Here is a 23,118-nt window from a genome sequence, read left to right on the forward strand (position 1 = left end):
TCGCAAACCCGAAGGCACTCCCATGCGCATCCCTTTCCTGCTCGCCATCGGACTTCCCGGGCTCATCACGCCGGCTCTGGCGGCAGAGAGCTTCACCGTTCAATCCACCAACCTGACCGATGAGAAAGCGGTGTTCGCGACCGTCGAAAGCCGCGACGTGGTGCCGGCGAGGACGCGCATCGGCGGCACCATCGCGACGCTGACCGTGCGCGAGGGCGACGAAGTGCATGAGGGCCAGGTGATCGGCGTTGTCGCCGACCAGAAACTCGGCTTGCGCATCCAGGCGCTCGATGCCGAGATCAATGGTCTCAAATCCCAGCTCGCCCAGGCCAAGGTCGATCTCGGGCGCGCCCAGGCGCTCGCCAAAGGGGGTGCGGTATCACGCCAGACTCTCGATCAGGCGGCAACCGCGGCGCAGGTCGCGGCAAGCTCGCTGAAGGCGCGTCAGGCCGAACGCGCGCTCGCCGAGCAGCAGCTCGACGAAGGGCAGATCCAGGCCCCGACCAGTGGCCGCGTGCTCGCGGTGCCGCTCACCATCGGCTCGGTGGTGATGCCGGGCGATGCCGTCGCGACCGTTGCCGCCAAGAATTATGTCTTGCGGCTGCGCGTGCCCGAGCGCGCCACCGGCTTTCTCAAGGCCGGTGAGACGGTGCGGGTCGATGGCCGCGATCTCGGCGCCGAGGGCGCGAAATTCGGCACCGTCACCCTGGTTTACCCGCGCATCGATGATGGCAACGTCGTCGCCGATGCCGATATCAAGGGGCTCGGCGATTATTTCGTCGGCCAGCGTATCGAGGTTTGGATCCCAGCCGGCGAACGCGATAGCTTCGTCATCCCGAGCCATCTGATCGAAACCCGTTTTGGCATCGATTACGTCCGTCGCCGCGCGTCCGATGGCACGATCGACGCCATTCCCATTCAGCGCGGGCGCGATTTTCCGACACCCGACATGCCTGATGGGATCGAGGTTCTTTCCGGCCTCAGCGCCGGAGATGTGCTGGTGAGACCATGAGTCTCGGTCTTTCCGGGCGGCTCGCGCAGGCGACGATCCGCTCGCCGCTGACCCCGCTCTTTCTTCTCGCGGCCCTTGCCGCCGGGCTGATCGCGCTGCTTACCATCCCGCGCGAGGAGGATCCGCAAATCCACGTGCCGATGGTCGATATCATGGTCACCGCCAACGGCCTGGCTGCCGCCGACGTCGTCGAATTGGTGACCAAGCCGCTCGAGACCATCGTCAAGGCGATCCCCGGGGTCGAGCATGTCTATAGCCAGAGTCTCGATGACCGCGCCGTGGTGACGGCACGCTTCGTCGTCGGCACGGGTGAGGATGACGCGGTGCTCAGGGTCAATGACAAGATCCGCGCCAATCTCGATCGGATTCCGATCGGCATTCCGCAGCCGATGATCGTCGGGCGCGGGATCAACGATGTCGGCATCGTCGTCTTGACGCTCTCGCCAACGCCGCAAGCCGCCGCGCGCTGGTCGCAAGCCGATCTGTCGCAGCTCGCGAGCAAGCTGCAATCAGAGCTGATCAAGGTCGATGATATCGGCCTCAGCTATATCGCCGGCAGCGATCCCGAGGAAATCCGCGTCGAGCCCGATCCCGAGAAACTCTCGCTTTATGGCGTGACCTTGCAGCAGCTTTTGGCAAAGGTGCGCGATGCCAACCGCTCGTTCGTCGCCGGGATGGTGCGCGAGGGTGGCCAAATGAATACCGTGACCGCCGGGCAGACATTGTTTGGCGTCCCCGATATCGGCCTTCTGCTCATCACCACGCGCGACGGCCGCCCGGTCTATGTGCGCGATCTCGCGCGGATCGTGGTTGGCGGGGCAGTGGTCGAGAATCATGTTTTCAACCTCGCCCCAGTCGCGCATGAGGGCTGGCGCGAGACGCCGGCGGTCAGTCTCGCGCTCGCCAAGCGCTCCGGCGCCAATGCCGTTGTCGTCGCAAACGCCATCGTCGCGCGCGTCAAATCCCTCGAAGGACAACTCATCCCATCCGACATCAAGGTCGAGGTGACACGCAATTACGGCGACACCGCGAATGAAAAGGCCAATGAGCTTTTGTTTCATCTTGGTCTTGCGACGGTTTCGATCGTGGTCCTCATCGCCTTCGCGATCGGCTGGCGCGAAGGGGTGGTGACGCTCGTCGTCATTCCGACGACGATTTTGCTCACCTTGTTCGCCGCCGAGATGATGGGCTACACGATCAACCGCGTCTCACTGTTCGCGCTGATTTTCTCGATCGGCATTCTCGTCGATGATGCCATCGTCGTGGTCGAAAACATTGCTCGCCATTGGGCGATGGACGATGGCCGGCCACGCATCCAGGCGGCGATCGAAGGCGTCGCCGAGGTTGGCAACCCGACCGTCGTCGCGACCTTGACGGTGATCACCGCCTTGTTGCCGATGCTGTTCGTCTCTGGCCTGATGGGGCCCTACATGGCGCCGATCCCGGCCAATGCGTCGGCGGCGATGCTGTTCTCCTTCTTCATCGCCATGGTGATCGCGCCGTGGCTGATGCTCAAGCTGTCGCCGGAGCGCAAAGGGCGGAAGGCCACGGGCCATGAGACCCACGGGCATGAAACCCACGCGCATGGCCAGGACCGGCTCGGCAGACTCTATCGCCGCGTTGCCGGGCCGCTGATCCGCTCGCGCCGGCTTTCACTCGTCTTTCTGGTGCTGGTCGGCGTCGCGACGCTCGCGGTCTGCGTTCTCTTTTACACCGAGAACGTGACGGTGAAACTTTTGCCGTTCGACAATAAATCCGAGCTTTCGGTGCTGCTCGATCTTCCCGCCGGCGCGAGCCTCGAAGAAACCGAACAACGCCTGTCCGCCGCCGCCCGCATTGTCGAAACCTTGCCCGAGGTGCGATCGATCCAGCTCTACGCCGGAACGCCGGAGCCATTCGATTTCAATGGTCTTGTGCGCCACTATTATGCGCGTGAGACCCCGTGGCTCGGTGATTTGCACATCGTTCTCGCGCCGAAAGCCGACCGCAAGCGGCCGAGCCACACCATCGCGCTCGATCTGCGGCGCCGGCTCGCGCAATTAGCGTTGCCGCCAGGGGCGGTCTTGAAAGTGGTGGAAATGCCGCCCGGCCCACCGGTGCTTGCGACCCTGCTCGCCGAAATTTACGGCCCCGACGCCGCGACGCGTCGCGATGTTGCCGAAGAGGTCAAAAAGATCTTCAAATCGGTGCCGTTCGTCGTCGACGTCGATGATTCCTACGGCCATCGCGCGCCGCGCCTGCACATCGCCATCAATCAGCCGGAAATCGATTATTTCCACGTCAACCAGAGCGATGTCTACGATACCATTCAAGCATTGTTTGGTGGTCTGCCGGTGGGCTATTCCTATCGCGGCGCCGAGCGTTTGCCGATCGAGATCGCGATCGGGCTTCCCAAACGCGACTTGAGTTGGAATGAACGGTTGGCCGCAACGCCAGTGCCCGCCAACACCCTGCCTGGCGCGCGCGGCGTCGTCGAACTCGGCCAATTGGTGAGCGTGACGCGCGAGCGCGGCTCGCGAACGATTTTCCGCCGCGACGGGCACGCCGCCGATATGGTGACCGGCGAACTCGCCGGCAGTTTCGAGGCGCCGATCTACGGCATGCTCGCGGTCGATAAGCTGATCGCGGCGCATGATTGGGGAAAAATTCCGAAACCGACCGTGAGCTTTCGCGGCCAGCCGGAAAACGAGGCAACGCCGACCCTGCTTTGGGATGGTGAGTGGGAGATCACCTATGTCACGTTCCGTGACATGGGGGCTGCTTTCATGGTCGCGATCCTCGGGATCTACATCCTCGTCGTCGCGCAGTTCCAGAGTTTCAAGATACCGCTGATGATCCTAACGCCGATCCCGCTGACCTTGATCGGCATCATGCTCGGCCACTGGCTGCTGGCCGCGCCCTTCACCGCGACCTCGATGATCGGCTTCATCGCGCTCGCCGGCATCATCGTGCGCAATTCCATCCTGCTCGTCGATTTCATTCGCCATGGCCGCGGCGAAAAGCCGCTGCACGAGGTCTTGGTCGATGCCGGCGCCATCCGCTTCAAGCCGATCCTGCTGACTGCGCTTTCGGCGATGATCGGCGCTGCGACCATCCTCCCCGACCCGATCTTCCAAGGCCTTGCGATCTCGCTCTTGTTCGGCCTCGCCTCCTCGACGCTCCTGACCGTCCTCGTGATTCCGGCGATCTATGTCGTGCTGCGCGATCCGCTCGGGCGGTAAAAGAAAGCCGTTCTTTTTTGAAAAAAAGAACCAAAAAACTTTTATCTTGAGATGGCGGAGTCGAGGCGGGCTTCGCTGTCGGGATCGTGCGCGGGTAGATAAATGAAGGGGCGTGCCGCGGCGGCTGACGCCTCGGCGAAAGCGGCGATGGTGGCAAGGGTTTTGCGCGCCGAGCGCGGGTTGGGGCAAACGCCGTCGATGGCGCGCGCAGCCAGCGCCGCTTCGGTGTAGGAGGCATCGCCGGCGATCAGAAAGCGCTGCGCCGGTGTCGTCACCAGAACCGAAACATGGCCCGAACTATGGCCCGGCGTCGGCACGATCATCACCGCGCCATCCGAGGTCAGCGCCATTGCGCGCGGGAAGGGCGCGGGCGGGTTGGCATCGAAGCGGATGAATTCGGGGCGGAAACCAGGGGGCAAATGGTCGAGAAAATAGCCGCGCACCTGCCCCGCCACCCCTTGCGCGAGTTGCCATTCGATGCGGCTGACGAGCGTGCGGAGCGGCGGCAGATGCGCAAGGCCGCCGGCGTGATCGGTGTGGAAATGCGTGAGCACGACCGCACGAAGATCGGACGGCGCAACGCCGAGGGTTCGAAGTTGGACATCGATTGCCTGCTCGTCCGCGATCGCGAAACGCACGGCAAGGCGGAAATAAGGGTGCCAGGGCGGGAAATAGCCGCGCGTCATCGCGCGCGGGCTCTCGCCGCTATCAACCAGGAACAGCCCTTCCGGATGCTCGATCAGAAAAGCGAGGATCGGCAACGCAGCACTCCAGCCGCGTTCGAGGAACGGGCGCAGGCGGCGGAACGGCGCGCGCCCGATGATCTGGCTTGGGCGCACGAAGACCGAGCCGGTGCGCAAAGCATGCACGCGGATCATGCGGTGTCCTCCGCCTGCAAGGCGAGTGCCCGCGCATAGACCTCGCCGCGCGGCCGGCCGGTCAGCGCGCTCGCCCGCGCCACCGCCGCCTTGAGCGTGCCTTCCGCCAGGGCCGCCCGCAGAATCGTATCGAGGGCGGCGGCGTCGGATGGCGGCGCGTCCTCGGCCGGGGCGACGACGAGGGTGATTTCACCCCGTGCCGGGTGATCGGCGTAGTGGGCAGCAAGGGCGGGAAGGGGGCCGCGCCGCATTTCCTCGAAACGCTTGGTCAGTTCGCGCCCGACCGCAGCCGTGCGCGGGCCGAAAACGTCGGCGAGGTCGGCCAAGGTCGCGGCCAGGCGATGCGGCGCCTCATGCCAGATCAGCGTCGCCCGCAGCCCGGCATGTTCGGCGCTGCGCAAGGTCGCGAAGGCCCGTTTCCGAGCGGTTGCGCGGGGTGGCGGAAAGCCGAGGAAAAGAAAGGGCTGCGGCGGCAGGCCCGAGAGGGTGAGCGCGAGCAGCGCCGCATTCGCGCCGGGAATCGCCGCAACCGGCAGCCCCGCCGCGATCGCCGCGCGCACCAGCCGGTAGCCGGGATCGGAGACCAAGGGCGTGCCGGCATCCGAGACCAGGGCAATCCGCTCCCCCCGGCCGAGGCGTTCGAGCAATTCGGGGATGCGTGCCTCTTCGTTATGCTCGTGCAGCGGCGACAGCGGTCGATGGATCGCGAAGGCGCGGCAGAGCCCGGCGGTAACCCTGGTATCCTCGCATAAAATGAGGTCGGCGGCGCGCAAGACCGCAAGCGCGCGGGCACTGATATCGCCGAGGTTGCCGAGTGGCGTGGAAACCAGCACTAATCCCTCCGGCGCCGGGGATAAGGCCGGCGCGTTGTCGCGGGGAGATGGGTCGCATGCGGCTTCAGACATTCGCTCTCCTGATCAGCGGTCTGACGACCGCCGGCCTGGCCTTGGCGGGCTGCGCAGGTGGGGGATATTCCCCCGCCCTGGGTGGAGGCAAGCCCCAGGCGCTGGCGGGCGGTGCCGGCGGCGCGATCGGCGGGATCACCGGCGATGCCGGCAAGGTCGCCCTGTTGCTGCCGCTGAGCGGCGCCGATGCCGGGCTCGGCGGCGCGATGCGCGATGCCGCGGCCCTCGCACTGGCCCCGGCAGGCTCCCCCGAACTCGACGTCCGCGACACTGCCGGCGTTCCGGCGGACGCGGCGCGCGCGGCGGCGCAAGCGATCGCCGCCGGCGATGCCATGATCCTCGGTCCGCTCACCGCCGGCGAAACCCTCGCGGTCGCAACGCCGGCGCGTGCCGCCCGGGTGCCGGTGCTCGCTTTCACCTCTGATCCCAAGGCGGCGCAACCCGGTGTCTGGACGCTTGGCCTGACCCCGGAGGCGCAGGTGCGCCGCCTCGTCGCCGCCGCCCGCGCCGAGGGGCGGTCACGCTTCGTCGCCCTCTTGCCCGAGAGCGGCTATGGGCATCTCATGGCGCAGGCGCTGGAGCGGGCCTGCGCCGAGGCCGGTCTTGCGGCGCCGGGGATCCATTTCCACGGCACCAGCATGGCCTCGATGAACGCCCTGGTGCGCGAGGTCTCCGATTACGCCAATCGCCGCGGCCCGATCGAGAAACAGATCCGCGAGGCCCGCGCCAAGGGCGATCGCAAGACCGCAAACGACCTCGCAAAGCAGCCGATCCCGCCGCCGCCCTTCGATGCCGTGCTGCTCGCCGATACCGGGGAACAGCTCGCGGAACTCTCCTCCCTGCTGCCCTATTACGATGTCGATGCGCCCGCCGTTCGCCTGCTCGGCCCAGCCCTCTGGGCGCAGCCTTCGGCGCGCGCCGGGGCCGCTCTCAAGGGCGCCTGGTATGCCGCGCCCGATCCCGCCGCGCGCGCCGCCTTCGTTGCCGCGTATAGCGCGAAATATGGCAACGCGCCGCCGCCGCTCGCCGATCTCGCCTACGACGCCGCTTCCCTCGCCCGGGTCGTCGCTCATGAGGGCGGGGCACGCGGCGGCGCGCTCACCGCCGGCTCGGGATTTGTCGGCGCGGACGGGCTTTTGGTCTTGCAACCCGATGGCCGGGTGCGCCGTGGCCTCGCCGTATTCAGCCTCGATGGCAAGATCGTCGCACCGGCGCCGACCCATGTCGGCGAGGCTGGCAGCTGACACCGGTCAGCGCCCTGCTGCTGGCCATCGCGGGCCTTTTCGGGCTCGTCTGGCTATCGCTCTGGCGTGATGTCAGGCGGCTGGAGGCGGCGCTTGGCGCGGCGTTGGGCGAAGGCAAGCGGCCGCTTCGGCCATGGTGGCCGTGGTTTCGCCGCCTTGCCGATGACATCGAGCGCTTAGCGCGCGGGCGCAGCGAGCAGGCGGCAACCCGGGCGCGCCTTGCCCAAGCCGGGGCGTTGATCGTCGAGCGTCTGCCCGACCCGCTGATCGTGCTCGGCGCCGATCGCGGCGTTCGCCAGGCCAATGGCGCGGCGCGTGCGGCGTTCGGCGAGGATATTGCCGCCGTCTTGCGCCATCCGACGCTGCGCGCCGCGATCGATCGTGCCTATGCCGAGCGCGCGACGCAGTCGGTCGCTTTCTCGCTGCCGGTGCCGGTGCAGCGTGAGGTCCGCGCGAGCGTCGTGCATCTGCTGCAGGAACTGCCCGATGGTGGCGCGGCGATCGTGGTGCTCGCCGACCGTTCGCGCGAGCAGGCGGTGGAGCGGATGCGGGCCGATTTCGTCGCCAATGCCAGCCACGAACTCCGCACCCCGCTCGCGAGCCTGATCGGCTTCATCGACACCCTGCGCGGCCCCGCCGCCGATGACCCGGCGGCGCAGGCCCGCTTCCTCGGCATCATGGCCGAGCAGGCGGCGCGGATGAACCGGCTGATCGACGATCTCCTGCGCCTCTCGCGGATCGAGGTCGATGAGCATCTGCCGCCAACCAGCCGGGTCGATCTCCGCGCTTTGCTGCTGCGCCTTGCCGCCGCTTTCGAGGTGCGGCTCGCCGAGCGCGGGATGCGGCTCGAGCTTGCGCTCCCCGAAACGCTGCCCGAGATCCCTGGCGATCATGACCAGATCGTCCAGGTCGGGCAGAATCTGCTCGACAACGCCCTCAAATATGGCCGCGACGGCGGCATCGTGCGGCTGGCCGCGCAGGCGACAGGGGCGCCGGGTCGCCCCGGTGTCGCGATCGTCGTCGAGGATGACGGGCCGGGAATACCGCGCGACCATCTGCCGCGCCTCACCGAGCGCTTTTACCGCGTCGACAAGGGCCGCTCGCGCGCCGCCGGCGGCACCGGGCTCGGTCTTGCCATCGTCAAACACGTGGTCAACCGCCATCGCGGCCAGCTGACCATCGAGAGCGAGGAGGGCCACTTCGCCCGCTTCACCGTCTGGCTGCCGGCCGGCGAGCCGGCCGCGTCAGATGGAGATAAGAAATAACTATTTCGTTGACGCTGTCCGCCGCCCCGGCTAAACCCGCGAGGAACGTCCATGCCACCGATCAAGAACCCGGAAGTCAGGGGCAGCCCGATGCCGCCAGAGGCCGAAACATCGTCATCCGCTTTCCTCAGCGTCGAAAGGCGCGGCGCCGTTGCGCTGCTCCATCTCGCGCGGCCGGAAAAACGGAACGCCCTCAATGATGCGCTCATCACCGCGCTCGGCGCCTTCTTCGCCGCACCGCCCGAGGGCGTGCGTGTCGCGATTGTGGCCGGGCACGGCGCGCATTTCTCCGCCGGGCTCGATCTTTCCGACATCACGGAAAAGGATGCGACCGCCGGGATGTTCCACAGCCGCCTCTGGCATCGGGCCTTCCGCCAGATTGCCGAGGGGACGCTCCCGGTGATCGCGGTGCTGCATGGCGCAGTGATCGGCGGCGGGCTCGAACTCGCCAGCGCCTGCCATGTGCGGGTTGCCGAACGCTCTGCCTATTACGCGCTGCCTGAGGGGCAGAGAGGGATTTTCGTCGGTGGCGGCGGCTCGGTGCGGCTGCCGCGTCTGATCGGGCTCTCCCGCATGACCGACATGATGCTGACCGGCCGCGTGTTCAGCGCCGAGGAAGGCCAGACGATTGGCCTTAGCAATTATCTCGTGGAGGACGGCGCCGGGCTCGCGCTCGCCCTCGATCTCGCGGCGAAGGTGGCGGCGAACGCGCCGCTCACCAATTTCGCGGTGCTGCACGCGCTGCCGCGCATCGCCGAAGCCGACCGCGAAGGCGGCTTCCTCGCCGAGACCCTGATGGCGGGGATCTCGGTCGCCGATCAGGAGGCCAAAGCGCGCTTGCACGCGTTTCTTGAAGGACGGGCGGCGAAGATCGCGCCGTAGGCGAACGCCGGCGGTCCCGGCCGCAAGGGGCAATATCCCCCGCGGCGACACGCCGGGGCGAGGAGGGAACATGACGACAAATGAGGTGGTCCCGGTCCGGCTCGCGGTGCCTGAGATGGCGATCACGCGGGACGCCGATGGCACCATCCGGGCGCGGGCGAAAACGCCGCTCGGGGCTTATCCGGCGCGGCTGACGGCGCGGCTCGAACACTGGGCGGGGCTCGCGCCTGATCGCGTCTTTCTTGCCGAGCGCACACAAGACGGCACCGGCTGGCGGCGCATCACCTATGCCGAGACACTGGCGGCGGTCACGGCGCTCGGCCAGGCGCTGCTCGATCGCGATCTCTCGCCCGATCGGCCGATCGCCATTCTTTCTGGCAACGGCATCGATCACGCGCTTCTCGGCCTTGCAGCACAGCATGTCGGCGTGCCGTACGCGCCGATTTCGGTCGCCTATTCGACCTCCGGCGGGGATTTCGCGCGGCTTCGCCACATCCTCGCGCTGCTCACCCCGGGTCTCGTCTTTGCTGAGGACGGCGCCCGCTTTGCCCCAGCCTTGGCGATCGCGGCGGCGGGCAGCGAGATCGTCGTCTCGCGCAACCCGCCGCCCGGGCGGGCGATCTCGCTCTTTGCCGATCTCCTCGCAACTCGCTCTGGCGCGGCGGTCGCGGCGGCGGCCGAACGCGTCGGGCCAGAGACGATCGCGAAATTTCTGTTCACCTCGGGCTCGACCGATCTTCCCAAAGGGGTCATCAACACCCAGCGCATGCTGTGCAGCAATCAGGCGATGATCCTCTCGGTGATGCGCTTTCTTGGCGATGAACCGCCAATGCTGCTCGACTGGCTGCCGTGGAACCACACCTTTGGCGGCAACCATAATTTCGGTATCGCGCTTTATAATGGCGGCACGCTTTACATCGATGACGGCCGGCCGGTGGCGGGCGGGATCGCCGCCACGTTGCGCAATCTCCGCGAGATCGCCCCCAACGTTTATTTCAACGTCCCCAAGGGCTGGGAGGAAATCGCGCTCGCCTGCCGCGACGATGCGGCGCTGCGGGCGCGATTCTTCAGCCGGGCAGCGTTGTTTTTCTATGCCGGGGCGTCGCTTGCGCAGCATGTCTGGGATTTGCTCGATGACCTCGCGATCGCAACGATTGGCCGGCGTGTCACCATGCTGACCGGGCTTGGCGCGACCGAAACCGCGCCCTTCGCGCTTTGCTGTCATCCCTCGCACGCACGTTCGGGGATGGTCGGCGTGCCGGCGCCGGGTGTCGAACTAAAACTCGCCAAGGTCGAAGGAAAATGGGAAGCGCGCCTGCGCGGGCCGAGCATCACGCCGGGCTATTGGCGGGATGCGGCGAAAACCCGTGCGGCGTTCGACGAGGAGGGATTTTATCGCACCGGTGATGCGCTCGACTGGATCGATCCCGAAACGCCCGCGTACGGGTTTCGTTTCGACGGCCGGATCGCCGAGGATTTCAAGCTCTCGAGCGGCACCTGGGTGCATGTCGGGCGGCTCCGGGCGCTGTTGCTCGAACGTCTCGCGCCGCATGTCCGCGATGTCGTGATCGCCGCCCCCGATCGTGATGCGATCGCGGTGCTCGCGCTTCCCGAACGCGCCGAATACGCAGACGACGCGGCCATCCGCGCCGAGATCGCGCGTCGGCTTGCCGCGTTTGCGCGCGACTATCCGGGAAGCTCGATGCGGGTCGCGCGGCTTGCGTTTCTCACCGATCCGCTCTCCGTCGATGCCGGCGAGATCACCGATAAAGGCTCGCTCAATCAGCGCGCGATCCTGCGCAACCGCCCCGCGCTGATCGATCGCCTCTATGCCGAGCCCGCATCCCTGGACATCATCACCGTTGAGGAATTCGCTTCATGAGCCAAGGTCTTTTCGCATCCTGGCCGGATGTCTGGCTGTTCGATGGTGTGCGCACGCCCTTCGTCGATTACAATGGCGCGCTTGCTTTGGTCTCGCCGACCGATCTCGGGATCAAGGTGGCGCGTGAGGCGATCGCGCGCGCCGGGATTACGCCTGAGGCGATCGGCAGCGTGGTCGCGGGTTCGGTCGCGCAGGCGAGTTTCGATGCCTATATGCTGCCCCGTCATATCGGGCTCTATGCCGGCTTGCCGCAGGCGACACCGGCGCATCTCGTCCAGCGTGTCTGCGGCACCGGGATCGAAGCTCTGATGCAAGGGGCGGACGCCATCACCCATCGCGGCCTGGATGCGGCGCTTTGCGTCGGCTCTGAAAGCATGAGCCGCAACCCCATCGCCGCCTACACCCATCGCGGCGGGTTTCGCATGGGGCAAGTCGAATTCAAGGATTTTCTTTGGGAGGCACTGCTCGATCCGGCGCCGGGCAAGACCATGGGCGAAACCGCCGAGGCCCTAGCGCTGCGCTATGACATTCCGCGTGCCGAGGTTGATCGTTTCGCCGCCCAAAGTTTTGCACGCGCGATCGCGGCTGCGGAATTTCGCGCCGGCGAGATCGTTCCCGTGGTGAGCGAAAGTTTTGCCCGCGACGGTCTTCATGATCGCGGCATTCGGCTCGCGCGCGGGGTTGCCGAGGTGAGCCTCGACACCCATGTGCGGCCATCGCCACGCGCCGTGCTCGAAAAATTGCCGCCGGCGTTCGGGGGTGTGCAGACCGGCGGCAATAGTTCGGCGATCGTCGATGGCGCAGCGGCGGCGGTGATCGGTCGGAAATCGCTTGCCGTGCGACGGCCGCTTGCGCGCCTGGTCGCCGGGGTTGCGATCGGCTGTGCGCCCGAGATCATGGGGATCGGCCCGGTGCCGGCGATCGAGACGCTGCTTGCGCGCACGGGGCTTTCGCTCGATGCGATCGGCCGCGTTGAGATCAATGAGGCGTTCGGCGCGCAGGTGCTCGCTTGCGCCCGCGCGCTCGAACTCGATGAAGCGCGGCTCAACGTCAATGGCGGCGCGATCGCGATCGGCCATCCGCTGGCCGCGACCGGGCTGCGCCTGACGCTGACGCTGGCGCGCGAAATGCAGCGCGCGGGGGTGCGCTTCGGCATCGCCTCGGCCTGCATCGGCGGCGGCCAAGGTATCGCCCTTTTGGTCGAAAATGCCGAGGTTTGAGCCGGCATGTTCGTCAATACCATGACCCGTCTCATCGAATGGGGCGATTGCGACCCGGCCGGCATCGTGTTCTACCCGCGCTATTTCGCGATGTTCGATACCGCGACCGCATTGTTGTTTCAGGCGGCGCTAGGGATCGACAAGGCGGCGATGCTGGCGCGCTTTGGCATTGCTGGTTTCCCGATGGTCGACACGCGCGCGCGGTTTCTTACCGCGCTGAGTTTCGGCGCCACCGTTCGTATCGAGTCGTCCGTCACCGCCCTCGGCCGCTCGAGTTTCGGCATTCGTCACGCGCTGTTCGACGGGGAGGCGTGTGCCGTCGAAGGCGAGGAGACGCGGGTCTGGACCCGGCGCGATCCCGAGGGGCCGAAGCCCCTCCGGGCCGCGCCTATTCCTGATGAGGTGAGGGCGTGCCTCGCGCGGTCGCGGTGAGCTGCGCCAGAAGCGCGAGCAGGGTTGGCTTGCCGGCCTCGCCGAGCGCGAGGGCAAGCCGCTGCTCATGGTGCGCGATCGCCGCCTCGGCCCGCGCGAGCAGGGTCGTGCCGTTTGCGGTCAGGAAGAGGGCGAAGGCGCGCCGATCGCTCTCCATCCGGTCGCGGGTGACGAGGCCGCGCGCTTCCAGCCCGTCGAGCAGGGGGACGAAATTGGTGCGCTTGATCCCGAGCGCCTCGGCCACTTGGCTCGCGCGGATGCCGGGATTTTCCCGCAGCATCAGCAGCACCGAATATTGCCCGGGACGAAGATCGAGATCGGCGACGGCGCGATGGAAATCCTGGAAAACCGCGATCTGCGCCAGTCTCAGGGCAAAGCCGATATGCCCGGGCAATGTGCCGAGGGAAACCTCGATTTTGGTGGGGCTGCGTTTGCCTTTGGCGGTCGGGGTCTTGCCCGATCCTGGCGTTTCCATCACGTCTGACATGCTGTCATTCTATAAGCGCCTTCGTCGAAAGGCGACAGGCGGAAAACACTGTCGCGCAAGGGAGGCGCGGTCGTCATGAAAAAACATTTTTACGTCCTCTTGGCCCTTCTGGTGTTGCCGGTCCTCGCCGAAGCCGCCGAGCCGCTCAAGCTTGGTGTCCTCAATGATCTTTCCGGCGTCTATGCGGATTATCAGGGGCGCGGCTCGGTGATCGCGGCCGAGATGGCGGCCGAGGATTATGGCGGCAGCGTCATGGGGCGCAAAATCGAGATCATCGCCGGCGATCATCAGAACAAGCCCGATATTGGCCTTGCGATCGCGCGCCGCTGGTTCGACACCGAAGGGGTGGATGCGGTGCTCGACGTGCCGAATTCGGCGATCGCGCTCGCGGTGGCTGATCTCGCGCGCGAGAAGAACAAGGTCTTCATCGGCTCGGGCGCCGGCACCGCGCTATTGACCGGCGCCAAATGCTCACCCAACACCATCCATTGGACGTTCGATACCTGGGAGGTCGGGCACGCGTTGGGGCGCGCGGTCGTTGCCGAAGGCGGCAAGAAATGGTTTTTTCTCACCGCCGATTATACCTTCGGCTATGATCTCGAGACCTCGATGACGGAGGCGGTGCGTGCCGCCGGGGGCGAGGTGATGGGTTCCGTCCGGCATCCGCTCGGCACCAGCGATTTTTCGAGCTATCTCCTGAAGGCGCAGGATTCCGGGGCGGATGTGCTCGGCCTTGCCAATGCCGGCGGCGATACCGCGACCGCGATCAAGGAGGCGCAGGAGTTTGGCCTCACGCAAAAGATGAAAATGGCCGGACCGATCGTCAACATCAACATCATCGAGGCGATCGGCCTTCCCAGCGCTCAGGGCTTGCTCGCGGTGACGCCCTTCTATTGGGACATGACGCCGGCAACCCGCGCCTTCGCCCAGCGCTTCAGCGCCCGCCATCCTCAGCACATCATGCCGAATGATATGCAGGCCGGGGTTTATGCCGCGACGCTCGCTTATCTCAAGGCGGTTGCGGCCCGCGCTGGCGACAGCAGCGATGGCCGCGCGGTGGTTGCCGAGATGAAGAAGAAGCCCGCCGAGGATCCGTTGTTCGGGGAAAGCGTGATCCGCGCTGATGGGAGGGTTATGCACCCGGTCTATCTCATGGCGACGAAAACGCCGGCCGAAAGCCACGGCAACTGGGATTTCTTCAAACTGGTGACAACCGTGCCGGCGGATCAAGCCTTCCGACCGCTCGCCGACGGCCATTGTCCATTGGTACCTTAAGGATCTTCCTCGGCGCGGGCAGTGCCGCAGGCACTGCCCCACGGACAAAAGTTTTTTGGTTCTTTTTTACAAAAAAGAACTTCCCTTACCCTTATCCGAGCGGCGCGCAGGCGCGCGCGAGCCAGGCGCGTGTCGGCGGCGGCAGGTCGGGGCCGAGTTCGGCGAGCACGCGGGCGTGATAGGCATCGAGCCAGCCTCGTTCCTCGGCGGCCAGCAGGGCGGGGTCGATGAGGGCGCGCTCGAAGGGGGCCAGCGTCAGTGTCTCGAACCCAAGGAACGGGCGATTTTCGCTGATTTCCGGCGCACGCTGCACGAGTAGGAGATTTTCCAGCCTGATCCCGTAGTCGCCGGCGGCATAAAATCCGGGCTCATTGGAGAGGATCATTCCCGGCGCGAGCGGAACCGGCCGCGCCGCGCGGGAAATGCCGGCCGGGCCCTCATGCACCGAGAGGTAACTCCCGACGCCGTGGCCGGTGCCGTGGTCGTAATCAAGGCCAGCCTCCCAGAGCGCGCGGCGGGCGAAGGCGTCGAGATGGGGGCCGGCGACCCCTTGCGGGAAGCGCGCGGTTGCGAGCGCGATATGGCCGCGCAGCACGCGGGTGAAGCGATCGCGGAGCGCGGCCGGCGGCGCGCCTGGCCCGATCCAGAGGGTGCGGGTGACGTCGGTCGTCCCGTCGAGATATTGCGCGCCGGAATCGATCAGATAGACGGTATCGGCGCCGATCGGGCGGTCGCTCGCGGCGCTGACGCGGTAATGGATGATCGCGCCGTGCGGGCCGGCAGCGGAAATCGCGGGGAAGCTTTCGCCGCGGAAATGTTGGCCTTCGGCGCGGAGGGTGCGAAGCCGCTCGGCCGCCGAGATTTCGGTCTCGGCCGCGCCGGCGGCGCTCATATGATGGAGAAACCGGCAGAGGGCGAGACCGTCGCGCTTATGGGCGGCGCGGGCGCCGGCTTGTTCGGTCGGGTTTTTGCACGCTTTGGGCAAAAGGCAGGGGTCGGCGGCGAAGCTGACGCTGGCACCCGCCGCGCACAGACGCTCGGCAAACCAGACCGGGCTCGCGCCGGGATCGAGGCGCACGCGGCGCCCGCCGAGGGCGGCAAGCGCGGCGGGGAGGGCTTCGGGGGGCGCGAGGCTCACCGTATCGCCAAGGACGTCGCGGGTTTGCGGCGGGATTTTCTCCGCCGCCATGAAAAGTTCGCTGCGGCCATCGGCGTGCTGGAGGGCGAAGCCGAGTGCGATCGGGGTGAACGGCACGTCGTCGCCGCGGAGGTTAAAAAGCCAGTTGATCGACGCCGGATCGCTGAGCACGGCGGCATCTTCCCCGGCCCCGCGCAGAAGAGACGCAATTTCCGCGCGCTTTTCCGCGGCACTGCGCCCAGCGAAGGCGAGATCGTGGGGCAGCGCCGGGGCGCGCGGCGGTGCCGGGCGGTCGTGCCAGAGCGCATCGATCGGGTTGGCGATCGCAACCAGGGTGAGGCCCGCGGCGCGAAACCGCTCACGCTGCTCATGGCTGATCAGCCAGGGGTCATAGCCTATCCGCCCGCCCGCCGGCACGTGCGCCGCGAGCCAGGCTGGCGGCGGCGCTTCGGTGATGTGATGGCGCTCCCAGAGCGCGGGATCGGTCTCGGCGGCGGCTTGCAACGTGTAGCGGCCATCGGTGAACAAAGCGGCGCGTTCGGCGAGTATGCAGGCGAACCCGGCGCTGCCGGTGAAGCCTGAGATCCAGGCGAGGCGTTCGGCGGCGGGCGGGACATATTCGCCGAGATGCTCATCGGCGCGCGGCTGGAGGAAGCCGGCAAGGCCCTGGGCAGCAAGAGCGGCGCGCAGGGCGGCAAGGCGCGTCTTAAAAATTTCATAACTCACGCTATTATCATGCGCGGAGATCATGACTGATCCGCCTTCTTCGCACCTGCACAATAACCCTCATGGGCGCATATAGACCGGCGTGAGAGGCCAGCGTGACCGGCCCTCCCCGTTCTTCGGAACGGCTCCCGACGCAAGGTGAACGTATCATGACCATCGATTTTGCCCATCTCGAAATCTTCTCTCCCGGCCATTCCGAGGCCAGCGCGCCGCGGCATGAGGCGCAACGCTTGCCGCTGGCGGCGCGCGTTTTGGCGGCGCTCGGGGGCGGCATGGCGGCGCTCGCGCGCAAGATCGCCGAGCGCGCCGAGCGCCGCGCGGTGCTCGATGAGCTGTCGCGGCTTTCGGATCGCGAACTCGCCGATATCGGCCTGACCCGCAGCGATCTCATGCTGGTGTTCGATCCCGGCTTCGCCGCCCAGCGCGAGGCCGCCCGCACCGCGCGCTGCCTCGCGCTGCGCGCCGCCTGAGGCGTCATCGCGCATGGCAGGGGCGGCGCAGGATCAGCGTCGTCCATGCGTGCGCGCGGACGCGCCCGGTTAATATCAGCCCGGCGCGGCGATGGGCGGCGAGCACCATCGTTTCCTGGCTACTGAGGAGGCCGGCAAGGATCGCGGTGCCACCCGGCGCGAGGTGCTGCGCGAGCGCTCCCGCCATGGCGCAAAGCGGCCGGGCGAGGATGTTCGCGAAGACAAGGTCGAACGGCGCGGCATGGCGGAGCGGGCGTTTCCGCCAGCCATCGCCGGCAACCACCGTGATCCTTCGCGCCAAAAAATTTCGCCGCGCATTTTCGGCCGCGACCCGTACCGACCACGGGTCGATATCGCTCGCCAGCACCCGGCGATGAAAGAGCCGTGCCGCCGCCATCGCCAAAATGCCTGACCCCGTGCCGAGATCGAGGATGCGGCGCGGATGATGGCGCCGCGCCAGCCGTTCGAGCGCGATAAGACAGCCCCGCGTCGAGCCGTGCTCGCCCGAGCCGAAGGCGAGCCCAGCGTCCAGCATGAGCGTGATTCGCCCGGCCGTTCGACCGGGCGGCAGATGGGTTCCGCGCAACGCGAAGCGTTCGCCGATGACTTGCTCGGGAAAATCCGCGCGGTTGCGCGCAAGCCATCCCGATGCCGGGGTTGGGATGCGGCGGAGTTCGGGTTGCTCGCCGCTGACGGCGGCGGCAAGCGCGAGGGCGAGCGCCAGCTTCTCTTCTCCCGCGCCGACCGCGCGGATCCCCTCGATCCGCCAGCGCTCGCCGGGCTCCTCGCGAAAGCGGCCGACGCTGCGGCAAATTTCCGCCATGGCCGCCTCGAACAGCGGGGCGGCGGCGGCGCTGACGACGAGCTCTAGGGTTTCGAGTTCGCGCACACGTTCGCTCATGTCAATTCTACGAAGCGGCCGAGGACATGCTTGGTGCCGGCTTTATCGAAGGCAATCTCGAGGCTGTCATCGTCGGCGGCGACGACCGTCCCATGGCCGAATTTTTGGTGAAAAATCCGGCTGCCGACACTGATGCCGCGCGCTTTCGCGGTGGGTGCGCGGGCATGGAGGGGAAACGCCGTCACCACCCCGCTGCGGGCGCCGGGTGGCGTGCGCGGGGTCGCTAATGCCGAGCCGCCGCGCGCGAGCCACTCCTCGGGAATCTCGTCGAGAAAACGGCTCGGGATACTGTCTTGCCAATTGGCGTAGATGCGGCGCTGGGCGGCATGGAGAATGATCACCCGCTTTCGCGCCCGGGTGATGCCGACATAGGCGAGGCGGCGCTCCTCCTCCAAAGCCTTGACGCCGCCCTCCTCGAGCGCGCGCGGGTTGGGGAACACCCCTTCCTCCCAGCCGGGCAGGAAAACCGTATCGAATTCCAAGCCCTTGGCGGCATGGAGCGTCATCAGGCTGACCTTGTCGCGGTCGGTGTTGTCCTCATTCTCGGTCACCAAGGCGACATGATCGAGAAAGCCGCCCAAGCTTTCGAAATCGGCGAGCGCGCGGACGAATTCCTTCAAATTCTCGAGCCGCCCCGGCGCCTCCGGCGATGTGTCGGCCCGCAGCATGTCGGTATAACCACTCTCATCGAGCAGTGCGCGCAGCGTCACGACATGGCCGTCGTGCGCCAGCATCTCGCGCCATCGCGCGAGATCGGCGAGCAGGCGTCGAACCCCCTCACCCGCCCGGCCGCGCAAGGCGCCGCCTGCGAGCAGCGCCGCGGCGGCGGCCGTGAGCGGCACATGCGCCGCCTGCGCCCGCTCGTGCAGCGCCCTGAGGGCGACCGCGCCGACGCCGCGGCGCGGCACGTTGACGATGCGCTCGAAAGCGAGATCGTCGCTGGGCTGGACCAGGAGCCGGGCATAGGCGATGGCGTCGCGGATTTCGGCGCGCTCGTAAAACCGCAGCCCGCCCACGACACGATAGGGAATCCCGAGCGTGATCAGTCTTTCTTCGAAGGCGCGGGTCTGGAATCCGGCGCGGACCAAAACCGCGATTTCGGCGAGACTTTCGCCGGATCGCCGTAGCGACTCGATCCGCTCGCCGACGGCGCGCGCCTCCTCCTCCGAATCCCAGAGGCTAAGCACGCTGACGCTTTCGCCCGCCGCGGCATGCGTGCCGCCCGGGCGCAAGGTTTTGCCGAGGCGGCCGGCGTTATGGGCGATGAGGGCGCTGGCGGCGGCGAGGATGGGGGCGGTCGAGCGATAATTGCGTTCGAGCCGGATCACCGTGGCGCCGGGAAAATCCTTCTCGAAGCGGAGGATGTTTTCAACCTCGGCGCCGCGCCAGGAATAGATGCTCTGGTCGTCATCGCCGACGCAGCAGATATTCCGCCCCGCCTGGGCCAGGAGCCGGAGCCAAAGATACTGCGCGACATTGGTGTCTTGATATTCATCGACCAGGAGATAGCGGAATTGCCGATGGTATTGGGCGAGAATATCGGGATTTTCGCGCAGGAGATCGGTCATGTGCAGCAAAAGATCGCCGAAATCGGCGGCATTCAGCGCCCGAAGCCGGGCCTGATAGGCGCCGTAAAGCGCGAGCATGCGCCCGCCGGCGAGGTCGCCTGCCGCCTCCGGCCGCACCCGCGCCGGCCCCTCGCCGCGATCCTTCCAGCGCTGGATCTGGTGCATGAGCAGCGGCGGCGGCCAGCGCTTGGCATCGATCCGCTCGGCTTCCATCACTTGTTTGAGAAGACGAAGCTGATCGTCGGTATCGAGGATGGTGAAATTAGCGCCGAGCCCGACGAGCGCGGCATGCCGGCGCAACAGACGGGCGGCGAGGGCGTGGAAGGTGCCGAGCCACAGCCCCTCGACCGGGCAGCCGAGAATCGCTGCCACCCGCTCACGCATCTCGCGCGCCGCCTTGTTGGTGAAGGTGACGGCAAGGATCTGCCCCGGGCTTGCCCGGCCGGTGAGCAGGAGATGGGCGAAGCGGGTGGTCAGAACCCGCGTCTTGCCGGTGCCAGCGCCAGCCAGCACCAGGACCGGACCCTCCAGCGTCTCGACAGCCATGCGCTGCTCGGGGTTCAGCCGCGCGAGATGCTCGGCCATCATCGGGCGTTTCTATGGGCCCGCCGCGGTGGCGGGAGGGTTGCGGAATGGGTCACGAAGGAGGGTATAGAACGCATGATGACGGCATCCAACCCGCCGGCCGCGCCGGCGGCGTGCCTGGCATGAAACTTCTTGGGACGCTGCTCGAAGCCTCGGCGCGACAGGGGCGGCCATTCCTTGCCATCGCCATATTCGGCGGCATTCTGATCCCGCCGCTCGCGCACGCCCTGCATCCGGTGATCCTTCCCGAGGTCTTGGGGTTGACGACCCTGGTTCTGCTCAGGATCGACATTCCCGCGGCCTTCGCCCATCTCCGCCGGCCCGGGCGGCTTGCCGTGATCATCGGGTTTCATCTTTTGATTTGCCCGCTGATCGCGTTCATCGCCGTGCGCGGGTTGCCGATCGACCACGGCATCGCCGCCGGCGTCGTGGTGTTCGCGACCGGCTGCGGCGCGCTGTCGGCGCCGGCGTTCGCGCGTCTCGTCGGGCTCGATCCCGAATTATCGCTCTTGATGACGCTCGGCACCACGTTTCTCGTGCCACTCACCGCGCCGCCGATCGTCTTCGCGCTGACCGGGATTGATCTCGCGATAGGACCGGCTTCGTTCATGCTGCGGCTTGCACTCACCATCGGGCTGCCGCTGCTCGCCGCCCTCGGCTTGCGCCGGGCGATCGGCCCCGCGCGGCTCACCGAGTTGGGGGGGGTCGTCGATGGCGGGGTGGTGTGGCTCCTCGTGCTTTACGGCTTTGGCGTGATGGATGGGCTCACGGCACGGCTCGGCGCCGATCCGCTCTGGGTGGTGGCCGCCGCACTCGCCGCTTTTGCCGCTGACTTTGGCCTCAACCTCGTCACCGCGCTGGCGTTTTTTCCGCTCGGCCGGGCCGGCGCGGCCTCGGTCGGCTTGGTTTCGGGCAATCGCAACATGGCGCTCTATCTCGCCGTCTTGCCGGCCGGCGCCGACCCGCGCCTCGGCCTCTTTTTCGCGCTTTGCCAGTTCCCGCTCTATCTCAGCCCGTTCCTGCTGCGCCCGCTTTATCGCCGGCTGATGGCGCGTCCGGCCGCGGCCTGACGCCGAGGATATGGGCGATGGCGTAGGTGAGATCGGGGCGGTTCAGGGTGTAGAAATGGAATTCATCGACGCCGTTGGCTTGCAGGAGACGCACCTGCTCGGCGGCGATCAATGCGCCGACGATGCGGCGGAGTTCGGCGTCATCCTCGGTGCCGGCGAAGAGATGGCCGAGCCAGGCAGGGACGCTCGCGCCGCAGAGCGCGCTGAACCGCGCCGCCTGGGCATAGTTCGAGACCGGCATGATGCCAGGGACGATGGGCGCGGTGATACCGGCGGCCAGCGCCCGGTCGAGAAAGCGGAGATAGGTTTCGGTTTCGAAGAAATACTGGGTGATGGCGCGGGTCGCGCCAGCGTCGAGCTTGCGCTTGAGATTGTCGAGATCGGCTTCGGGACTAAGCGCCTGGGGGTGGGTTTCGGGGTAAGCGGCGACCGAAATCTCGAACGGCGCGATGCGGCGGAGGCCAGCGACGAGATCGGCGGCATAAGCATAGCCCTCGGGGTGCGGCCGATAGGGCTCGCCGGGCGGCGGATCGCCACGCAGCGCAACGATATGGCGCACGCCCGCCGCCCAATAGTGCCGGGCGACGGCATCGATCTCGGCGCGGGGGGCGCCGACGCAGGTCAAATGAGCGGCCGGGGTCAGGCTGGTTTCCTCGACGATGCGCGCAACGGTCGCATGGGTGCGGGCCTGGGTGGTGCCGCCGGCGCCGTAGGTGACCGAGACGAAGCGGGGCGCGAGCCGCTCAAGGCGGCGGATGCAGTGCCAGAGTTGGGCCTCCAGGGCGGCGTTGCGCGGCGGAAAAAATTCGAAGGAAAGCAGCGGCGGTGGCTGCGCGGCATCGCGCGCCGGAATGCCCGCGATGCGCGGGCCGGTCAGCCAGCGCTCAAGGGTCGCCGGCGGCGAGGCAGGACCGTTCGGCGGGGGGGCGGCGGCATGCATGGCACCAACTCCTCGAAAAGCGCAGACGAAAGGCGCTGGTTTTGTTCACCAAATCGGCCGCCGCCGCAAGCGCGCGATGCGGCACGGCTTTACGCCGGGCCTCGGCGCCCCTATTTGACCGAGATCAAGCCAGGCGGCGGCGCGCCGATGCCCGGCTCCCTGGGTTGGCCCCCGGCCCCACGACAAGGATGACCGCATGAGCCGCCGGCTTTCCCCCGCTCTGCTGCCGCTCACTCTATCGCTTCTCGCTCTTCTCGTCACCGCCTGCGCCACGCCCCCGCCGGCCGATGACAAGGAGGCGCTCGCCGATTACCGGCAGACCAATGACCCGCTGGAACCGACCAATCGGTTTTTCTACAAGGTCAATGATCAGCTCGACGCGGTAACGCTGAAACCGGCGGCGGAAGCCTATCGTTACGTGCTCCCCGATGGCGCGCGTGAGAGCGTGCACAACATGCTCGTCAATCTCAACGACCCGACGGTGTTCTTCAACGATGTCGTCGAGGCCGAGCCACGGCGCGCCGGTGACACATTGATGCGCTTCCTGATCAACTCGACCTTTGGGATCGGCGGGTTTTTCGATGTCGCGAAGCATTGGGGCTATCCCAATCACGACGCCGATTTCGGCATGACGCTGGGGCTCTATGGCGTGCCACCGGGACCCTATTTGTTCATTCCCGTCCTCGGCCCGTCCAATCCGCGCGATCTCGCCGGCTTCGGCGTCGATATCGCCGATTGGCCGTTCACCTGGATGGTGAATGGTACCACGGTTTACGCGCTGGAATGGGCCTATTATGGCCTCAACGCCGTCGATGTGCGCTCACGCGTGCTCGATTCGCTCGATCAGGTGCAAAAAACCGCGCTCGACCCCTATGCGACCATTCGCAGCCTCTATCGCCAGCGCCGCGAGAGCCAGATCGAGGCGATCCGCAATGACCACCGCGCCACCGTCCCCGCCTGGTTCCCGGCGCCGGCGACGCAAACCGAGTAACGCCTTTTGATGAGTCCGCGAAAAGA

19 protein-coding genes are annotated in these 23,118 nt (G+C 66.9%); 12 read left to right on the forward strand and 7 right to left on the reverse strand.

Annotation, left to right across the window (positions count from 1 at the left end; genetic code table 11):
- Positions 1-22 precede the first annotated feature (22 nt).
- Together DEF76_RS04510 and DEF76_RS04515 are read left to right on the forward strand one after the other, a co-directional pair.
- Positions 23-1,012, forward strand: a complete 990-nt coding sequence (locus DEF76_RS04510) for an efflux RND transporter periplasmic adaptor subunit (protein WP_114911304.1) — start codon at positions 23-25, stop codon at positions 1,010-1,012.
- Positions 1,009-4,233 carry an efflux RND transporter permease subunit gene (locus tag DEF76_RS04515; RefSeq protein ID WP_114911305.1) on the forward strand — a complete coding sequence of 1,075 codons (3,225 nt, stop codon included), beginning with the start codon at positions 1,009-1,011 and terminating at the stop codon, positions 4,231-4,233. The genes DEF76_RS04510 and DEF76_RS04515 overlap by 4 nt, the downstream gene beginning before the upstream one ends.
- A 41-nt stretch (positions 4,234-4,274) precedes the next feature.
- On the opposite strand, the gene DEF76_RS04520 is transcribed toward DEF76_RS04515, so the two are convergent.
- On the reverse strand, positions 4,275-5,111 hold the full coding sequence (locus DEF76_RS04520) for an N-acyl homoserine lactonase family protein (protein ID WP_114911306.1): 837 nt from the start codon (positions 5,109-5,111) through the stop codon (positions 4,275-4,277).
- On the reverse strand, positions 5,108-6,016 hold the full coding sequence (rsmI, locus tag DEF76_RS04525; protein WP_114913660.1) for a 16S rRNA (cytidine(1402)-2'-O)-methyltransferase: 909 nt from the start codon (positions 6,014-6,016) through the stop codon (positions 5,108-5,110). The genes DEF76_RS04520 and rsmI overlap by 4 nt, the downstream gene beginning before the upstream one ends.
- On the opposite strand from rsmI, the gene DEF76_RS04530 reads away from it, so the two are divergent.
- The 6 genes from DEF76_RS04530 (at position 6,001) to DEF76_RS04555 (ending at position 12,941) form a co-directional block, all read left to right on the forward strand.
- Positions 6,001-7,260 carry a penicillin-binding protein activator gene (locus DEF76_RS04530; RefSeq protein WP_162800478.1) on the forward strand — a complete coding sequence of 420 codons (1,260 nt, stop codon included), beginning with the start codon at positions 6,001-6,003 and terminating at the stop codon, positions 7,258-7,260. The genes rsmI and DEF76_RS04530 overlap by 16 nt on opposite strands.
- A 104-nt stretch (positions 7,261-7,364) precedes the next feature.
- Positions 7,365-8,525, forward strand: a complete 1,161-nt coding sequence (locus DEF76_RS04535) for a sensor histidine kinase (protein WP_114911308.1) — start codon at positions 7,365-7,367, stop codon at positions 8,523-8,525.
- A gap of 51 nt (positions 8,526-8,576) precedes the next feature.
- Positions 8,577-9,407: a crotonase/enoyl-CoA hydratase family protein gene (locus tag DEF76_RS04540; RefSeq protein WP_240319104.1), complete on the forward strand. Its 831-nt coding sequence runs from the start codon at positions 8,577-8,579 to the stop codon at positions 9,405-9,407.
- Between the two features lie 70 nt (positions 9,408-9,477).
- Positions 9,478-11,289, forward strand: a complete 1,812-nt coding sequence (locus tag DEF76_RS04545; RefSeq protein WP_114911310.1) for a feruloyl-CoA synthase — start codon at positions 9,478-9,480, stop codon at positions 11,287-11,289.
- Positions 11,286-12,509, forward strand: coding sequence for a thiolase family protein (locus tag DEF76_RS04550; protein WP_114911311.1), 1,224 nt, complete (start codon positions 11,286-11,288; stop codon positions 12,507-12,509). Before DEF76_RS04545 ends, DEF76_RS04550 begins: the two co-directional genes overlap by 4 nt.
- 6 nt (positions 12,510-12,515) lie before the next feature.
- On the forward strand, positions 12,516-12,941 hold the full coding sequence (locus tag DEF76_RS04555) for an acyl-CoA thioesterase (RefSeq protein WP_114911312.1): 426 nt from the start codon (positions 12,516-12,518) through the stop codon (positions 12,939-12,941).
- Here the strand turns inward: DEF76_RS04555 and DEF76_RS04560 are convergent.
- The gene (locus DEF76_RS04560; protein WP_114911313.1) at positions 12,898-13,428 is read right to left on the reverse strand and encodes a MarR family winged helix-turn-helix transcriptional regulator; all 531 of its coding nucleotides are present in this window, start codon (positions 13,426-13,428) and stop codon (positions 12,898-12,900) included. The two genes, DEF76_RS04555 and DEF76_RS04560, sit on opposite strands and share 44 nt — an antisense overlap.
- Before the next feature lie 75 nt (positions 13,429-13,503).
- Here DEF76_RS04560 and DEF76_RS04565 point away from each other — a divergent pair, with 75 nt between their 5' ends.
- The gene (locus tag DEF76_RS04565; RefSeq protein WP_114911314.1) at positions 13,504-14,703 is read left to right on the forward strand and encodes an ABC transporter substrate-binding protein; all 1,200 of its coding nucleotides are present in this window, start codon (positions 13,504-13,506) and stop codon (positions 14,701-14,703) included.
- A gap of 91 nt (positions 14,704-14,794) precedes the next feature.
- On the opposite strand, the gene DEF76_RS04570 is transcribed toward DEF76_RS04565, so the two are convergent.
- Entirely contained in the window at positions 14,795-16,591 is a 1,797-nt protein-coding gene (locus tag DEF76_RS04570) for an aminopeptidase P family protein (RefSeq protein WP_205216109.1), read from the reverse strand.
- A 125-nt stretch (positions 16,592-16,716) separates the two neighbouring features.
- Here DEF76_RS04570 and DEF76_RS19655 point away from each other — a divergent pair, with 125 nt between their 5' ends.
- Complete coding sequence (locus DEF76_RS19655) at positions 16,717-17,037, forward strand: DUF1127 domain-containing protein (RefSeq protein ID WP_205216110.1); 321 nt, start codon at positions 16,717-16,719, stop codon at positions 17,035-17,037.
- A 4-nt stretch (positions 17,038-17,041) separates the two neighbouring features.
- Here DEF76_RS19655 and DEF76_RS04580 read toward each other — a convergent pair whose 3' ends face one another.
- Together DEF76_RS04580 and DEF76_RS04585 are read right to left on the reverse strand one after the other, a co-directional pair.
- Entirely contained in the window at positions 17,042-17,938 is an 897-nt protein-coding gene (locus tag DEF76_RS04580; RefSeq protein WP_114911315.1) for a 50S ribosomal protein L11 methyltransferase, read from the reverse strand.
- Entirely contained in the window at positions 17,935-20,091 is a 2,157-nt protein-coding gene (locus DEF76_RS04585) for an ATP-dependent helicase (RefSeq protein ID WP_114913663.1), read from the reverse strand. Before DEF76_RS04585 ends, DEF76_RS04580 begins: the two co-directional genes overlap by 4 nt.
- Positions 20,092-20,138: 47 nt before the next feature.
- Between DEF76_RS04585 and DEF76_RS04590 the strand changes: the two genes are divergently transcribed.
- Complete coding sequence (locus tag DEF76_RS04590) at positions 20,139-21,161, forward strand: bile acid:sodium symporter family protein (RefSeq protein ID WP_114911316.1); 1,023 nt, start codon at positions 20,139-20,141, stop codon at positions 21,159-21,161.
- On the opposite strand, the gene metF is transcribed toward DEF76_RS04590, so the two are convergent.
- Positions 21,100-22,101 carry a methylenetetrahydrofolate reductase [NAD(P)H] gene (gene metF / locus DEF76_RS04595; protein ID WP_114911317.1) on the reverse strand — a complete coding sequence of 334 codons (1,002 nt, stop codon included), beginning with the start codon at positions 22,099-22,101 and terminating at the stop codon, positions 21,100-21,102. The two genes, DEF76_RS04590 and metF, sit on opposite strands and share 62 nt — an antisense overlap.
- Before the next feature lie 196 nt (positions 22,102-22,297).
- On the opposite strand from metF, the gene DEF76_RS04600 reads away from it, so the two are divergent.
- A complete protein-coding gene (locus DEF76_RS04600) occupies positions 22,298-23,092 on the forward strand; it encodes an MlaA family lipoprotein (protein ID WP_114911318.1) in 795 nt (264 codons plus the stop codon).
- Positions 23,093-23,118 lie beyond the last annotated feature (26 nt).

Origin of the sequence: Acidibrevibacterium fodinaquatile, assembly GCF_003352165.1 — a bacterium.
Classification (GTDB): domain Bacteria; phylum Pseudomonadota; class Alphaproteobacteria; order Acetobacterales; family Acetobacteraceae; genus Acidibrevibacterium; species Acidibrevibacterium fodinaquatile.

Excerpts from the sequence above, each read along its gene's own strand:
- DEF76_RS04510 (WP_114911304.1), top strand. The coding sequence starts at position 23 with ATGCGCATCCCTTTCCTGCTCGCCATCGGACTTCCCGGGCTCATCACG.
- DEF76_RS04515 (WP_114911305.1), top strand. The coding sequence starts at position 1,009 with ATGAGTCTCGGTCTTTCCGGGCGGCTCGCGCAGGCGACGATCCGCTCG.
- DEF76_RS04520 (WP_114911306.1), bottom strand. The coding sequence starts at position 5,111 with ATGATCCGCGTGCATGCTTTGCGCACCGGCTCGGTCTTCGTGCGCCCA.
- DEF76_RS04530 (WP_162800478.1), top strand. The coding sequence starts at position 6,001 with ATGCGGCTTCAGACATTCGCTCTCCTGATCAGCGGTCTGACGACCGCC.
- rsmI (WP_114913660.1), bottom strand. The coding sequence starts at position 6,016 with ATGTCTGAAGCCGCATGCGACCCATCTCCCCGCGACAACGCGCCGGCC.
- DEF76_RS04540 (WP_240319104.1), top strand. The coding sequence starts at position 8,577 with ATGCCACCGATCAAGAACCCGGAAGTCAGGGGCAGCCCGATGCCGCCA.
- DEF76_RS04545 (WP_114911310.1), top strand. The coding sequence starts at position 9,478 with ATGACGACAAATGAGGTGGTCCCGGTCCGGCTCGCGGTGCCTGAGATG.
- DEF76_RS04550 (WP_114911311.1), top strand. The coding sequence starts at position 11,286 with ATGAGCCAAGGTCTTTTCGCATCCTGGCCGGATGTCTGGCTGTTCGAT.
- DEF76_RS04555 (WP_114911312.1), top strand. The coding sequence starts at position 12,516 with ATGTTCGTCAATACCATGACCCGTCTCATCGAATGGGGCGATTGCGAC.
- DEF76_RS04560 (WP_114911313.1), bottom strand. The coding sequence starts at position 13,428 with ATGTCAGACGTGATGGAAACGCCAGGATCGGGCAAGACCCCGACCGCC.
- DEF76_RS04565 (WP_114911314.1), top strand. The coding sequence starts at position 13,504 with ATGAAAAAACATTTTTACGTCCTCTTGGCCCTTCTGGTGTTGCCGGTC.
- DEF76_RS04570 (WP_205216109.1), bottom strand. The coding sequence starts at position 16,591 with ATGATCTCCGCGCATGATAATAGCGTGAGTTATGAAATTTTTAAGACG.
- DEF76_RS19655 (WP_205216110.1), top strand. The coding sequence starts at position 16,717 with ATGACCATCGATTTTGCCCATCTCGAAATCTTCTCTCCCGGCCATTCC.
- DEF76_RS04580 (WP_114911315.1), bottom strand. The coding sequence starts at position 17,938 with ATGAGCGAACGTGTGCGCGAACTCGAAACCCTAGAGCTCGTCGTCAGC.
- DEF76_RS04585 (WP_114913663.1), bottom strand. The coding sequence starts at position 20,091 with ATGGCCGAGCATCTCGCGCGGCTGAACCCCGAGCAGCGCATGGCTGTC.
- DEF76_RS04590 (WP_114911316.1), top strand. The coding sequence starts at position 20,139 with ATGGGTCACGAAGGAGGGTATAGAACGCATGATGACGGCATCCAACCC.
- metF (WP_114911317.1), bottom strand. The coding sequence starts at position 22,101 with ATGCATGCCGCCGCCCCCCCGCCGAACGGTCCTGCCTCGCCGCCGGCG.
- DEF76_RS04600 (WP_114911318.1), top strand. The coding sequence starts at position 22,298 with ATGAGCCGCCGGCTTTCCCCCGCTCTGCTGCCGCTCACTCTATCGCTT.